This is a genomic window from Pseudomonas sp. W17 (genome assembly GCF_040268305.1).
GTDB lineage: Bacteria > Pseudomonadota > Gammaproteobacteria > Pseudomonadales > Pseudomonadaceae > Aquipseudomonas > Aquipseudomonas protegens.
The window spans coordinates 5,307,237-5,320,196 of sequence record NZ_CP158490.1 but is presented as its reverse complement, the minus strand read 5'-3'; the positions used below and the strand labels follow the sequence as shown (position 1 = coordinate 5,320,196).

The 12,960-nt window shown below is 60.6% G+C and carries 12 protein-coding genes and 4 tRNA genes; 10 read left to right on the top strand and 6 right to left on the bottom strand.

Going from position 1 to position 12,960, the window contains the following annotated elements:
• Nucleotides 1-27: 27 nt before the first annotated feature.
• Entirely contained in the window at nt 28-1,902 is a 1,875-nt protein-coding gene (locus tag ABCR88_RS24260) for an MFS transporter (RefSeq protein ID WP_011062673.1), read from the top strand.
• 58 nt (nt 1,903-1,960) lie between these two features.
• Here ABCR88_RS24260 and sugE read toward each other — a convergent pair whose 3' ends face one another.
• From sugE to rdgC, 3 genes are all read right to left on the bottom strand, one after another.
• Complete coding sequence (gene sugE / locus ABCR88_RS24255; protein WP_011062672.1) at nt 1,961-2,278, bottom strand: quaternary ammonium compound efflux SMR transporter SugE; 318 nt, start codon at nt 2,276-2,278, stop codon at nt 1,961-1,963.
• A 117-nt stretch (nt 2,279-2,395) separates the two neighbouring features.
• Nucleotides 2,396-3,361 (bottom strand): bile acid:sodium symporter family protein, encoded by a 966-nt coding sequence (locus tag ABCR88_RS24250; protein WP_041119464.1) that lies wholly within the window; start codon nt 3,359-3,361, stop codon nt 2,396-2,398.
• A gap of 75 nt (nt 3,362-3,436) precedes the next feature.
• Nucleotides 3,437-4,357, bottom strand: a complete 921-nt coding sequence (gene rdgC / locus ABCR88_RS24245) for a recombination-associated protein RdgC (protein WP_350403633.1) — start codon at nt 4,355-4,357, stop codon at nt 3,437-3,439.
• 160 nt (nt 4,358-4,517) lie between these two features.
• Here rdgC and ABCR88_RS24240 point away from each other — a divergent pair.
• The 4 genes from ABCR88_RS24240 to ABCR88_RS24225 all read left to right on the top strand — a co-directional run bounded on the left by ABCR88_RS24240 (nt 4,518) and on the right by ABCR88_RS24225 (nt 5,048).
• Nucleotides 4,518-4,593 (top strand) — tRNA-Val (locus tag ABCR88_RS24240).
• 19 nt (nt 4,594-4,612) lie between these two features.
• Nucleotides 4,613-4,689: transfer RNA gene (locus ABCR88_RS24235), tRNA-Asp, on the top strand.
• Between the two features lie 187 nt (nt 4,690-4,876).
• A tRNA-Val gene (locus tag ABCR88_RS24230) sits at nt 4,877-4,952 on the top strand.
• Nucleotides 4,953-4,971: 19 nt separating this feature from the next.
• Nucleotides 4,972-5,048 (top strand) — tRNA-Asp (locus ABCR88_RS24225).
• Nucleotides 5,049-5,187: 139 nt separating this feature from the next.
• Here the strand turns inward: ABCR88_RS24225 and ABCR88_RS24220 are convergent.
• Complete coding sequence (locus tag ABCR88_RS24220) at nt 5,188-6,357, bottom strand: catalase family protein (protein ID WP_350403632.1); 1,170 nt, start codon at nt 6,355-6,357, stop codon at nt 5,188-5,190.
• Nucleotides 6,354-8,162, bottom strand: a complete 1,809-nt coding sequence (locus ABCR88_RS24215) for a di-heme-cytochrome C peroxidase (RefSeq protein WP_236183984.1) — start codon at nt 8,160-8,162, stop codon at nt 6,354-6,356. The genes ABCR88_RS24220 and ABCR88_RS24215 overlap by 4 nt, the downstream gene beginning before the upstream one ends.
• A gap of 269 nt (nt 8,163-8,431) precedes the next feature.
• On the opposite strand from ABCR88_RS24215, the gene ABCR88_RS24210 reads away from it, so the two are divergent.
• The 5 genes from ABCR88_RS24210 (at nt 8,432) to ABCR88_RS24190 (ending at nt 11,134) form a co-directional block, all read left to right on the top strand.
• Nucleotides 8,432-9,145, top strand: coding sequence for an FKBP-type peptidyl-prolyl cis-trans isomerase (locus ABCR88_RS24210; RefSeq protein WP_011062667.1), 714 nt, complete (start codon nt 8,432-8,434; stop codon nt 9,143-9,145).
• Nucleotides 9,146-9,437: 292 nt separating this feature from the next.
• Complete coding sequence (locus ABCR88_RS24205; protein ID WP_019093616.1) at nt 9,438-9,893, top strand: YkvA family protein; 456 nt, start codon at nt 9,438-9,440, stop codon at nt 9,891-9,893.
• Between the two features lie 114 nt (nt 9,894-10,007).
• Nucleotides 10,008-10,349, top strand: a complete 342-nt coding sequence (locus ABCR88_RS24200; protein ID WP_015636619.1) for a helix-turn-helix transcriptional regulator — start codon at nt 10,008-10,010, stop codon at nt 10,347-10,349.
• Nucleotides 10,346-10,717, top strand: a complete 372-nt coding sequence (locus tag ABCR88_RS24195; RefSeq protein WP_003179080.1) for a hypothetical protein — start codon at nt 10,346-10,348, stop codon at nt 10,715-10,717. Before ABCR88_RS24200 ends, ABCR88_RS24195 begins: the two co-directional genes overlap by 4 nt.
• Nucleotides 10,718-11,134: a sel1 repeat family protein gene (locus ABCR88_RS24190; RefSeq protein ID WP_350403631.1), complete on the top strand. Its 417-nt coding sequence runs from the start codon at nt 10,718-10,720 to the stop codon at nt 11,132-11,134. It begins immediately after the preceding gene.
• Here the strand turns inward: ABCR88_RS24190 and ABCR88_RS24185 are convergent.
• Nucleotides 11,085-12,911: a bifunctional diguanylate cyclase/phosphodiesterase gene (locus ABCR88_RS24185; RefSeq protein WP_232641710.1), complete on the bottom strand. Its 1,827-nt coding sequence runs from the start codon at nt 12,909-12,911 to the stop codon at nt 11,085-11,087. The genes ABCR88_RS24190 and ABCR88_RS24185 overlap by 50 nt on opposite strands.
• Between the last annotated feature and the right edge of the window lie 49 nt (nt 12,912-12,960).

The window sequence follows — 12,960 nt, the reverse complement described above, 5'->3', positions numbered from 1 at the left end:
TATCCACGCCACTCAGGGACATGGAAGATGAGTCACCCTTCGCAGTTCACCTTGCTTCGCAAGCGGCGGTTCCTGCCGTTTTTCATCACGCAATCCCTCGGTGCCTTCAACGACAACATCTTCAAGCAGTCGCTGATCCTGGCCATTCTCTACAAGCTGAGCATCGAGGGTGACCGGTCGATCTGGGTCAACCTCTGTGCCTTGCTGTTCATCCTGCCGTTCTTCCTGTTTTCCGCCCTGGCCGGGCAGTTTGGCGAGAAGTTCGCCAAGGACTCGCTGATCCGCCTGATCAAACTGGGGGAGATCGCGATCATGGTGGTGGGGGCGGTGGGCTTCGCCTTCGATCACCTGTCGCTGATGTTGGTGGCACTGTTCGCCATGGGCACCCACTCGGCGCTGTTTGGCCCGGTGAAATATTCGATCCTGCCCCAGGCCTTGCGTGAAGAGGAATTGGTGGGAGGCAACGGCCTGGTGGAAATGGGCACGTTCCTGGCGATCCTGGCCGGTACTATCGGCGCTGGGGTCATGATGTCCTCGGAGCATTACGCGCCGATAGTCTCCAGCGCCATGATCGGTGTGGCGGTACTGGGCTACCTGGCCAGCCGCGCCATTCCCCGGGCTGCCGCGGCGACCCCGGAGATGCGCCTGAACTGGAATATCTTCAGCCAGTCCTGGGCCACCTTGCGCCTGGGGCTGGGGCAGACCCCGGCGGTGTCGCGCTCGATTGTCGGCAACTCCTGGTTCTGGTTCGTCGGCGCCATCTACCTGACCCAGATTCCGGCCTATGCCAAGGAATGGATGCACGGCGACGAGACCGTGGTGACCCTGATCCTCACCGTGTTCTCGGTGGGGATTGCCGTAGGCTCGATGCTGTGCGAGAAGCTGTCGGGGCGCAAAGTGGAGATCGGCCTGGTACCGTTCGGCTCCTTTGGCCTGACGGTGTTCGGCCTGCTGCTGTGGTGGCATTCCGGTGGTATCCCGGAAAGCGCCACGGGTCATGGCTGGATTGAAGTGCTGGGTTTTGCCCATGCCTGGTGGGTGCTGTTCGATGTCCTTGGCCTGGGGATCTTCGGCGGCTTCTATATAGTGCCGCTGTATGCCCTGATCCAGTCCCGTACCCCGGAAAACGAGCGGGCCCGGGTGATAGCCGCCAATAACATTCTCAATGCGCTGTTCATGGTGGTCTCGGCGATTGTCTCTATCGTGATGCTGAGCATGGTCCAGCTGACCATTCCCCACCTGTTCCTGGTGGTGTCGCTGCTCAACATTGCGGTCAACGTCTACATCTTCAAGGTGGTGCCCGAGTTCAGCATGCGTTTCATGATCTGGCTGCTTAGCCATTCCATGTACCGCGTCGAGCATCGCAATCTGGAGTTGATCCCTGATGAAGGTGCTGCCCTGCTGGTGTGCAACCACGTGTCTTTCGTCGATGCCTTGCTGATTGGTGGTGCGGTGCGTCGGCCGATTCGCTTCGTCATGTACTACAAGATCTACAACCTGCCGGTGTTGAACTTCATCTTCCGTACCGCCGGAACCATTCCCATCGCCGGTCGGCATGAAGACCTGCAGATCTATGAAAAAGCCTTCCAGCGCATTGCCCAGTACCTGCGCGATGGCGAACTGGTGTGCATTTTCCCCGAGGGCAAGCTGACTGCCGATGGCCAGATCAACGAGTTCAAGGGCGGGCTGACACGGATTCTCGAGGAAACCCCGGTGCCGGTGATTCCCATGGCTCTGCAAGGCTTGTGGGGCAGCTTCTTCAGTCGCGATCCGAGCAAGGGTTTCTTCCACCGCTTCTGGTCGCGAGTGACCCTGGTGGCCGGGCCATCGGTGGCGGTGGACGCGGCCGAGCCGGCGCAGTTGCAGGCCATGGTGGCTCAGTTGCGGGGCCCACGGCGCTAGCTGCCGGATACGAAAACGCCCGCACATTTGCGGGCGTTTTCATTTCTGCCTGGGCTTTTCAGCTGGCGCTGACTTTCAGGCCCACCAGGCCGGCGATGATCAGCGCCACGCTGACCAGGCGCACCAGCGCCATGGATTCGCCAAACAGGATGATACCGGCGATCACCGTGCCGACGGCGCCGACTCCGGTCCAGATGGCATAGGCCGTGCCCAGGGGCAGCTCCTTCATCGCCAGGCCCAGCAGGCCGAGGCTGATGGCCATGGCAATGATGGTCAGGGCGGTGGGCAGCGGGCGGCTGAAGCCATCGGTGTATTTCAGGCCGACGGCCCAGCCCACTTCAAACAAACCGGCAAAAAACAGAATGATCCAGGACATGCCTACCTCATCGGTTGATGGGGTCGTCCCCGGAATTGATCGCTCGAATGAGTCGCGAGGTCGTCCTCGCGATGCGCAGTATACTGCCCACTCTCACGTGGGCGAGTATTTTTTTCCTCAGTCATGGCCTCGCTGTATTTCCAGCTTTTGTTCGGCTGGATCTTCCATTCGCCGGAAATAGGTCGAGAGCAGGGCCCCGGAAATGTTGTGCCAGACGCTGAACAAGGCGCTGGGTACCGCCGCCAGTGGCGAGAAATGAGCGCTGGCCAGGGCCGCGCCCAGGCCGGAGTTCTGCATGCCGACTTCCAGGGCCAGGGATTTTCGCTGCGCCAGTGGCAGCTTGAACAGACGCCCCGTGAAGTAGCCCAGCAGGTAGCCGAAGCTGTTGTGCAGCATCACCACGGCCATGATCAGCAGGCCCGACTCGGCGATTTTCGCCTGGCTGGCGGCCACCACCGCGGTGACGATGATGACGATGCTCACCACGGAAACCAGCGGCAGTACTTCCACCGCGTGCTGCACCCGCTGGCCCAGCAGGCGCTGGGCCAGCACTCCCAGCACGATCGGTAGCAGCACCACTTGCAGGATCGACCAGAACAGCTCCATGAACGAGACCGGTAGCCAGGCCGAGGCCAGCAACCAGATCAGCGCCGGGGTCAGCAGTGGGGCCAGTAGAGTGGTAACCGCTGCAATGGCCACCGACAGCGCCAGGTCGCCGCGGGCCAGCCAGGTCATCACGTTGGAAGAGGTGCCGCTTGGGCAACAGCCGACCAGGATCACCCCGACGGCGATTTCCGGCGGCAGGTGAAATGCCTGGCAGAGCACCCAGGCTACCCCGGGCATGATCACGAAATGGGCCACCACTCCCAGTGCCACGCGCCATGGGTGGCGGGCCACTTCGGCGAAATCTTCGAGTTTCAGGGTCAGGCCCATGCCGAACATCACCAGGCCCAGCAGCGGCACGATGGCGCCCTTGAGACCGATGAACCAGCCAGGCTGGAAGAATGCCAGGACGGCGAAGATCAGTACCCAGTAAGCGAAGGTGTTGCCGACAAAGCGGCTCAGTGCAGCCAGTGCGCGCATGACCTGTTCCTTATTATGTGAAAACGCCACCGAAGGCGGTGGCGTCTAGTGCGTAGCGGTTATCCGGGCAAGGCGTCAGATGCCCTGTGGAATCTCCTCGCCGCCCAGGGCTTCGAACAGCGCCGGCAGGAAGTCGCCGAAGGTCAGCATCATCAGGGTGAAGCTGGCATCCTGCTGGCCGAGGGCTTCATCACCGCCGTCCTGTTCCGCCTGATCCTGCAGCAGGTCTTCGAACTTCAGGCGCTTGACCACCATTTTGTCGTCGAGCATGAACGACAGTTTGTCCTGCCAGGCCAGGGACAGTTGGGTGACCACCTTGCCGGTGCTCAGGTGCAGCTGGATTTCCTCGCCGGTCAGGTCCTGGCGCTTGCAACGCACGATGCCGCCGTCCTCGTGGGTGTCGCGTAGTTCGCACTCGTCGAGTACGAAGAAGTCGTCGGCGGCTTTCTGGGTCTTGACCCAGTCGGTCATGATCGCGGTGGGGGCGATCTTCACGGTCAGCGGGCGAACCGGCAGGGTGCCGAGGACTTCACGCAGGGTGGAGAGCAGGTCTTCGGCGCGCTTCGGGCTGGCCGAGTTGACCAGGATCAGGCCCTGTTTCGGGGCAATGGCGGCGAAGGTCGAGGAGCGACGGATAAACGCACGGGGCAGGAAGGCCTGGATGATTTCATCCTTGATCTGGTCGCGTTCCTTCTTGTAGACCTTGCGCATCTGTTCGGCTTCGATCTCTTCGACCTTTTCCTTCACCGCATCGCGCACCACGCTGCCAGGCAGGATGCGTTCCTCCTTGCGCGCGGCTACCAGCATGAAGTCCTGGCTGACGTGAGCCAGCGGGGCGTCTTCACCTTTGCCGAAAGGGGCGACGAAACCGTAAGTGGTCAACTCCTGGCTTGCACAGGGGCGCGCCAGTTTGGTCGCCAGTGCAGTTTCCAGCGCCTCAGCATCAAAAGGCAGATCTTGGGTCAGGCGATAGATCAGCAGGTTTTTGAACCACATGGGGTGAATCTCTCCTTTATACAAAGGAGGGCATTATTCTCTTCGCTGCTGCTCAGGCCAACCCTTCGCTAAGCCTTTGGAAGGCCTGAAAAAATTATTATAAAAAGTGCTTGCCAGAGTGGGGGCTGCTCCGTAGAATGCGCGCCACACCGAACGTGAAGGGTGATTAGCTCAGCTGGGAGAGCGTCTGCCTTACAAGCAGAATGTCGGCGGTTCGATCCCGTCATCACCCACCATTCGCATTCAGTGTTACGCGCAGCGGTAGTTCAGTCGGTTAGAATACCGGCCTGTCACGCCGGGGGTCGCGGGTTCGAGTCCCGTCCGCTGCGCCATATTCGGTAACCTGGAACACTGAACGCCAGGTCACCACAGAAAGCCCGCTAACGCGGGCTTTTTGCTGTAAAGAGTTACGTGGGTTGTGTTGCGGTACATGGAAATTTGGTTTTTTTAATAAAATTATTAATTAAATCAACATTTTAAGAATTTCTGTGGCATAATGCTCCCCGCAACGAAGGTCAAGGGTGATTAGCTCAGCTGGGAGAGCGTCTGCCTTACAAGCAGAATGTCGGCGGTTCGATCCCGTCATCACCCACCACTTACTTTCAACGCTACGCGCAGCGGTAGTTCAGTCGGTTAGAATACCGGCCTGTCACGCCGGGGGTCGCGGGTTCGAGTCCCGTCCGCTGCGCCATATTCGGCAATCTGGAACACTGAACGCCAGGTCGCCACATAAAGCCCGCTCAATGCGGGCTTTTTGCTGTCTGGGATTTGTATCGGTTCGAATCCTGCGCATGAAAAAAGCGGCCCTCGGGCCGCTTTTGCGTTTTTGCCTACTGCTCGGCGTTACGGCTGTGCCGGTAGTCGCTGACGGCTTCATACACTGCCTTGCGCAGACGGTTGATGCCGCCGATGGGGCGATGGGCTTCCAGACCGAACCAGGGGTTGAAGGACTGGTTGTCGCAAGCCAGGTTCTGCGCCGGGGTATCGAAGTCCTGGGCGGGAAGGGTTACCCGCGCCACCGTTTCAAAGGGGGCGTCACTTTCTTTCCATTCAATGCTGGTGTCTTCGATCGGCATGAAACGGTTCGGGTCCTGGCGCTGGACCTGCAGTACGAAACAGGCGCCAACCCGATCGGTGGAGAGTTGCTGGGTCAGGGCGCTGCGCAGGAAGTTGGGCAGATCCTGGTTCTGTGCTGGCAGGCTGTAGACCGGGCAACTCTCGGGGTCCGGCATGACTCGGAATTTGGCGTTGGCATTGCCGAACTTGTAGGGCGAGACCGAGTAGTAGGTGGTCTGGGTCGGGCTGGCCGGGGCCGGTGACAGGGTCGCCAGGGCGATGAACAGATGCCGTACCTGCCAGGTGCGCGGATCCCACCCGGGGAAGAATGCGCCGACTTTCTTGCCGTCCGCCTGGGCGGCGATGTTCTGCTGATATTCGGCTACGTCGCTGACGAAGAAATTCGGATGATTAAACATCACGAAGTCCTGTTCACGGCGTTGTGATTCCGACGCCATCAGTTGTTGCCCGGGAACATCCAGTAGCTTGATCGCCATGCCGCGGGCGTCGCGAATACTGTCGAACTGCGGGTAGGCGTTGCCGTTGGACAGGCGTACGACGGCCTGCCAGGTCTGGCCAGGGGTGGCAAATACTCCCTGGCGCAGTGGCGGGCTCAAGTCGTTGAGGACCTGGACCTGCGCCTTCACGCAACCGTGGGCCTTGGCATGGGCATCGCGCAGGTAGCGGGTGCCTTCGCGGTGCTGGTCAACGATGCGCACCGCGGTCTGGATGATGTCCTGGGTGCGGGCTGCCTCATCGGCAGGAACCTGCTCCTGCACCGCTACCGGGCCTCGGTGGTGCCAGGCGAACCAGGCACTGGACAGTGCCCAGCCCAGCAGGCCGATGACCAGTAGCAATAATAGGGTCCTGCCCAGCAAGGCGCCGAGGCGCAGCCATAGTCGGGCCAGCAGGGACGGTCGTTTTCTGGCGAGATCGAGTTTCATGGCAATTGCGACTCCAATGGTCCGCCCAGCACTTTCAGGTATTCCAGCAAGGCCCAGCGTTCTTCTGGCTGCAGCAGTGGGCCGATAACGCCATTGCCACGCTGGCCGGCGCGGAATTCGTGGCCACTGTTGTGGTTGCCGCTGATGCGGGTATCGAATTCAAAACCGTTCTTGAAGGCTTCCGGGCGATAGCCCAGGTGCTTGGGATCGTACTCGAAGGTGCCGCGGTAGAAGGTTGTCGAGCGCTCTGATTGCGGAGACAGCAGTTGATAGAGGTTGGGTACCGAGCCGTTGTGCAGGTACGGCGGTGTGGCCCAGACCCCGGCCAGCGGGCGGGCCTTGTAGGCGCGCAACTCGCGTACGCCGATCGGCAGCCCGTAGCCGTCCAGCCGCGGGCGCTCCTCGGGGGTGACCTTGGCGTCGCGATAGGCGCGCTCTTCGACAAAGGCTGTGATGTAGGCCAGGCCCTTGGCAGCCGAGAGTTGACGCAGGTCCAGTGGTTCGCTGGGTGTCGGGTGCAGCTCGACATTGGACCTGGCCAGTTCGGCGGTATCCCACTGCAAGGAGCTCAGGTCATAGCGCAGGTCGGCGATATTGCTCGCCGAATTCGGGTCGGTGCCAATCACCTCTACCGGAAGCATTTTCAACTGCTGCACGGGGCGGCCGTTGTTGTCGCTGACCGAGGGTACATGGCAGCCGGCACAGTTGCTGGCGAACAACTCACGGCCCTTGGCGGCCAGCGGCTTGTCGATCGTGCCCAGCAAGTCTTCCGGCCAGGCCGGTGGCTTGAGGCGCTGCAAGGTTTCCTCGATCAGGTTGAGATCGCGGACACGTACGCTGGAAGGGTAGCGGGCCTCGCCGGTGAGGGGTTGGTCGTTGGCGTCGAACAGGTTCAGGGTGGCGCCAACCCCCAGGGCTTCGCCAATATTGCGCGCCATGGGTTGCTGCGCCGAGCCGTTCCACTGGACCCAGTCGAAGGTCCAGATATCCCAGAGTTGCGGGTAGTCCACCGGGGCATTGGCGATCCGATAGTTCTCAGGGGAAATGGCGTCGCCGAAGCTGGCATTGGCGATGCGGCCAAAGGCGTCGGTACGGCCCGGGCCCTCTTCGGTTGGGTAGAGGCCACGATGGGTATCGTTCCAGGCCACCCGCAGGAAGTTATCCAGCGAGACCTTGAAGTCCTTGCGCAGCTGTTCGTGCCTGGCTTCGTAGTCGGCGCCGAGCACCTTGCGGGCGAAGCGCTCGAATTTCCAGGGGTTGTAGTAGGTGCTGGTCAGGCTGGCCACGAGGGCCTGGCCGAAGCTGCCACCACGCAGGGTCGGTACGCTGGACGGCAGTACGTGCTGCGCCGAGCCGCCATCAATGCGCAGGGCTTGATGGTTGAAACGCAGCTCGCCGGTGTGGCAGGCAGCACAGGTGATGTCCAGGTATTGTTCCGCGCTGCCCGGATTCTGATGGCGGGCGAAGCCCACGGGCAGGTTGCCGGGATTCTGCGCTGTGGCTTTCTGCCCCGGCTCCACCAGGAAGCCGAAGCGGGCCAGGTACTCGGGAGCGGCAAAGGGCTGCTCGGAGAACGGCAGTTCCAGAGCGCTGAACCATTCATAGCGCAGGCCTTTGACCTGGGTGCCCTGGGGAGTGAAATAGTAGGTCTGGCGATCCTTGGCATCCCATTGGTCCAGGTAGTGCACCTGTTCAACGGGTACATAGTCGGGGAGTTTCGGATTGGCCACGTAGTACAGGACCACAGCCAGGACAATGCCGATCAGCACGGCAATCAACAGCAACACACGATAGATGAGGCGCAAGATGTACTTCCTTGTCGAATTTCGTTTCCTTATGCCTGAGCTCATCTGACGCGGCAAGTAGCCATTACTTGAGCTATGGTTATTCGCGCCCGTTCAAGCGCCTCGGTAAGCGGCCTGGGCAGGGTGTACCCCAGAGCATGAAAACGCGTTTAAAGACGTGAACTTATCGGCCATTTACTACTCTTACGCCGGTAGCCATTGGTCGTGGTCGCCTGATAAGCTCGCGGCTTTATTCGATTGCCCTTTAGGCGCATGAACAAGGAAATAGCATGAAACAGCATCGGTTGGCGGCGGCGGTGGCCCTGGTTAGCCTGGTACTTGCGGGTTGTGATTCGCAGACCAGCGTAGAGCTGAAAACCCCGGCGCAAAAAGCTTCCTACGGTATCGGCCTGAACATGGGCAAGAGTCTGGCTCAGGAAGGCATGGATGACCTGGATTCCAAAGCGGTCGCCCAGGGCATCGAAGATGCCGTCGGCAAGAAAGAACAGAAGCTGAAGGATGAAGAGTTGGTCGAAGCCTTCGCCGCGCTGCAAAAGCGTGCCGAAGAGCGCATGGCCAAGATGAGCGAAGAGTCGGCGGCTGCCGGCAAGAAATTCCTCGAAGAGAACGGCAAGAAAACCGGTGTGACCACCACCGCTTCCGGTCTGCAGTACGAAGTATTGAAAAAGGCTGACGGTCCTCAGCCCAAGCCGACTGATGTTGTGACTGTTCACTACACCGGCACCCTGACCAACGGCACTGTGTTCGACAGCTCGGTAGAGCGTGGCAGCCCGATCGATCTGCCTGTCAGCGGCGTGATCCCGGGTTGGGTCGAAGGCCTGCAACTGATGCACGTGGGCGAGAAGTACAAGCTGTACATCCCGAGCGACCTGGCCTACGGCGCCCAGAGCCCGAGCCCGGCGATTCCAGCCAACTCGGTGCTGGTCTTCGAACTGGAGCTGCTGGGTATCAAGGATCCAGCCAAGCAGGACGCCGCCAAGTAACCTGCGTCAGCGCCTGAAGCAACGCCCCGTTCTTACGGGGCGTTGTCGTTTCTGCAGGTTGCTGCTGGCAAATTATCCGAACCGACGGCAGTGTGGGTGGTCTGAACAGGGTATGAGCGGTAGGTAGTCGCTGGAGGCTGCCAAGTCAATGAAATTATGGGTTTTTTTATGTGAGTAAAAAACGCCCGATCTGAGCTCAGCCCTTATGAAACGTGGCTTTCAGCCGTGAAAAATAGCTCTGTTCACAAGGTTATCCACAATTTGTGTGGATAACATTTCAGTGGGAGTGATGATGAAAGCACCCTGGAATTTTGCTCGTTTCCTACCGCTGGCGGGGCGCTTGCTGAGCCGCGGCCGTTTGCCCACGCTACTGTTTGCCGTGGCGAGCAAAGGCGCCAGCCAGGGCGGACGCCTGGGCAAGGTCAAACAGGACCTGCGCTTGTTGCAGGCACTGTGCCTGGCCTACTGGCGTGGCGAGTACCGGGCCATCAGCCCCAAGGCGCTGCTGTCGGTGGTGGCAGGCTTGATGTATTTCCTCAGCCCGGTGGATGCCATTCCCGACTTTATTCCGGTGTTCGGCATGCTTGACGATATCGCCGTTCTGGCTTGGCTGATGAAAACCCTGGATGACGAACTCAACGCCTTCCGAGCCTGGCGCAATCGGCAAATGCCGGAAAAGCTCGCGGTTGTCGAGCGCTTGCCGGACACTGCTGAGCAATTGCTGCTGGAAGGACCGCAGAAAAACTAAGGGTATTCACCGCCTCCCACAACAATCATGCTCCCCGCGACCATTGCCGCTGTTAGGATTACACTTCAAGGGAAAAGTCCGACTCGCTAAGTGTCGTTGTCCTACGGGGTAGTAATGGATATTCAGATTATTGAACGCGATGGCGAGCCCGAATATGCGGTTCTGCCGTGGGCTCAGTATCAGGCTTTATTGTCAGCCGCAGGTCTTACCGAACAACCACCGCACGCTGCCGCAACTTCTCAGGCAGCGCCACCAGCCCAGAATCTTCCGGGCCTGGATCAATTACGCAGTCTGCGCGAAGGGAAGGGCATCGCCATCGAGGCGCTGGCCCGCAAAGTTGGTATCAGTCCGTCTTACCTGGCCCTGATTGAAAGTGGCGAGCGTCAACCCGACGCTGCGATTCGCCGCAGCCTGGCCTGGGAGTTGACGGTGCCGGGGTGGAGGGAGCAATCGTGAGTGTAAGGATCAGTCGTCAGCACTGGGATGGGCTGTTGGGTGAGCTGGATCAGGCCCGTCGTCAGCGGCATCTTTTAACCTATCGAGCCTTGTTGGAGCGCTTGCAACTGCCCAGCCCGGCCATGCAGACCCTGACAGCCGCGCTGGAGCATCTGGCAGCGCTGGATGCACGGGCCGAACAGCCTTTGCGCAGTTCCCTGGTGATCAGCCAGGGGGCCAGCCGCCTGCCGCGTACCGGCTTCTTCGAGTGCGTGGAGCGTCTGGGGCGTTTTTCCGGCCCTTCCGACGGTGTTGCCGCGGCTTCCTGGCATGCCTCGGAAGTGGTGCGGGTCTTCGAGTACGAGTATCCCGAATCAGCGGAGGCTTGAATGTTCCTGGCACTCAAGGCGCGACTCGGCTATTGGCTGGCGCGCCGTTTGTTTCATTGGCCGTGGTTTGTCCGCCAACCCCGTGTCTGGTGTTGGATGGAAGGTCAGTTCGCGCGCATGGCCAATCTGGGCAATGTCGGTGCGCTGAGCTTTTATGGGCACATCCTGACTTTTCGTGGGCAGGGGCTTGGCGCCCGTCAAGAAGGTCAACGCCTGCTGCGTCTGGCTGCACTGGCGGGGGATGGCAAGGCAGCCTATCAGTTGGGCGTGATCAGCCTGGCCGGCTCGCCCAGCAAGGCTCCCGACGCTGTCGAAGCGGCGCGCTGGTGGACGCTTTCGGCCCAGGCCGGGCATCCTCTTGCGGCGCTCAAACTGACGCAGCTCGATCAGCCGACTGATCCCGCAGCGGCTCACTGAGGTTTTGCGCTCCCAGGCTGGCTGCCGCTTCCAGGCTGTCGATCACATGGATGCTGTAGCCCTGGATGTTCTTGGCATGATGCTTGGCCTGGGAGGCCAGCTCCGCCAGTTGGCTGGAGTCCAGTTGGCCACAGGCCTGTGGATACAGGTGCACTACGCCGATGGACAGTGACAGCAAGGGAAATTCCTGACGGATACCTTGCCGATTGGGGGCGATAAAACAGCCGGCTTCCAGGTGTTCGCTGCGATAGAAGCGCCGGCACTGGCTGTGGAAGTCATCCAGCAACTGGTTGAGCCGTCGGCGCCAGTCTTCCGGCCCCAGCACCAGCAGAAAGTCATCCCCACCGATATGTCCGACGAAGTCGCGGCTCGGGTCTACCCGGTCGTTCAGGCATTGGGCCAGGCACAGCAGCACCTCATCGCCGCGGCCATAGCCGTAGATATCGTTGAAGGGTTTGAAACTGTCGATGTCGACGTAGCAGATCACCGATTCCCGTGCTTGCTGCAGCAGGCGGCTCAGGCACTGCTGGATCGGCACATTGCCGGGCAGCAGAGTCAGCGGGTTGGCGTAGCGGGCTTGCTGGATCTTCAGTTCGGTAATCAGCTTGAGCACATCGATCACCCGCCCCAGCCCCAGATAATGGCCATTCAAGGTGATGATGAAATCTTCCTCGATGCGTTGGCGGGCGCGGCTGGTGATCAGGCGGCTGACCTGCTGCAGGGACTGGCTGAGTTCGACCGCGAGAAAGTCATCGTTCATCAGGCGGCTGATGGGCTTGCGGGCGAACAGGTCGGTGGCAAAGGGCTTGAGCAGGGCGTCGGAGAGCGAGTGCCGATGGACGATGCCGCAAGGCTGTCCCTGTTCGTCCAGCACCGCCAGGGAGTTGAGGTTGGCTTGCCGGCGAAAGGCTTCCAGGACGTTGGCGGTGGGCGTATTGCGCGCAACGGCCGGTTGCTCGTTGAGCAGCGCACTGAGGTCGCTGCCATCATCGTTGAGGGCCACGCTGGTGTGATCATGCTTGGGCATCATTGCCCGAGCGTCCCTCGGCGGCTGTTCCTGGGGGCGACACAACAGGTAGCCCTGGACCAGGTCGACGCCCATCTCGGTCAGCACTGCCAGTTCTTCGGTCAGTTCGATCCCTTCGGCGATCACCTGGGCGCGGGAGGCTTTTGCGATTTGCAGAATCGAGCCGACGAACTCGCGCTTGAGGGCATCCTGGTGAATGCCGTCGATAAAGTGCCGGTCGATTTTCACGTAGTCCGGGCGCAGCTCCGACCACAGGCGCAGGCTCGAATAACCGGCGCCCAGGTCGTCCAGGGCGATGGAAAAACCCATGTCGCGGTAATGGTGCAGGGCGTTCTGCAGCAACTGGAAATCGTCGATCGGGGTCTGTTCGGTAAGCTCGATCACCACCTGGCTGGGGGGGATGCCGAAGTCCTCAAGCAGCTGCAAGGTACGCCCTGGTTGGTGGGCGGCCTCCAGCAGGGATTCCGGTGAGACGTTGAGGAACAGCTTGCCGGGCAGTTGTTGTTCGCTGAAGCGTTTGCAGGCGCTTTGCCGACAGGCAATCTCCAGCTCGCTCAGGCGCCCGGCCTGGCGCGCGACGGCGAACAGCGCGACAGGGGAGTGCAGAGGGCTGTTTGAGGGGCCGCGACTCAGGGCCTCATAACCCAGGATGCGCCGCTCAGACAGGGAAATGATCGGTTGGAACAGACTGTGCAAACCGCTTTGAGCCAGGATTGAACTCAATGCACTGAGCTGTTCGGTCGTGGTCATGGCGATCTCTGTCGATTAAAAAAGGACCGGGCGCAGCTCTGGCTAGAGA

What these genes read in the sequence shown, in the direction of transcription:
- ABCR88_RS24260 (WP_011062673.1), top strand. Translation starts at nt 28, where the DNA reads ATGAGTCACCCTTCGCAGTTCACCTTGCTTCGCAAGCGGCGGTTCCTG.
- sugE (WP_011062672.1), bottom strand. Translation starts at nt 2,278, where the DNA reads ATGTCCTGGATCATTCTGTTTTTTGCCGGTTTGTTTGAAGTGGGCTGG.
- ABCR88_RS24250 (WP_041119464.1), bottom strand. Translation starts at nt 3,361, where the DNA reads ATGCGCGCACTGGCTGCACTGAGCCGCTTTGTCGGCAACACCTTCGCT.
- rdgC (WP_350403633.1), bottom strand. Translation starts at nt 4,357, where the DNA reads ATGTGGTTCAAAAACCTGCTGATCTATCGCCTGACCCAAGATCTGCCT.
- ABCR88_RS24220 (WP_350403632.1), bottom strand. Translation starts at nt 6,357, where the DNA reads ATGAAACTCGATCTCGCCAGAAAACGACCGTCCCTGCTGGCCCGACTA.
- ABCR88_RS24210 (WP_011062667.1), top strand. Translation starts at nt 8,432, where the DNA reads ATGAAACAGCATCGGTTGGCGGCGGCGGTGGCCCTGGTTAGCCTGGTA.
- ABCR88_RS24205 (WP_019093616.1), top strand. Translation starts at nt 9,438, where the DNA reads ATGAAAGCACCCTGGAATTTTGCTCGTTTCCTACCGCTGGCGGGGCGC.
- ABCR88_RS24200 (WP_015636619.1), top strand. Translation starts at nt 10,008, where the DNA reads ATGGATATTCAGATTATTGAACGCGATGGCGAGCCCGAATATGCGGTT.
- ABCR88_RS24190 (WP_350403631.1), top strand. Translation starts at nt 10,718, where the DNA reads ATGTTCCTGGCACTCAAGGCGCGACTCGGCTATTGGCTGGCGCGCCGT.
- ABCR88_RS24185 (WP_232641710.1), bottom strand. Translation starts at nt 12,911, where the DNA reads ATGACCACGACCGAACAGCTCAGTGCATTGAGTTCAATCCTGGCTCAA.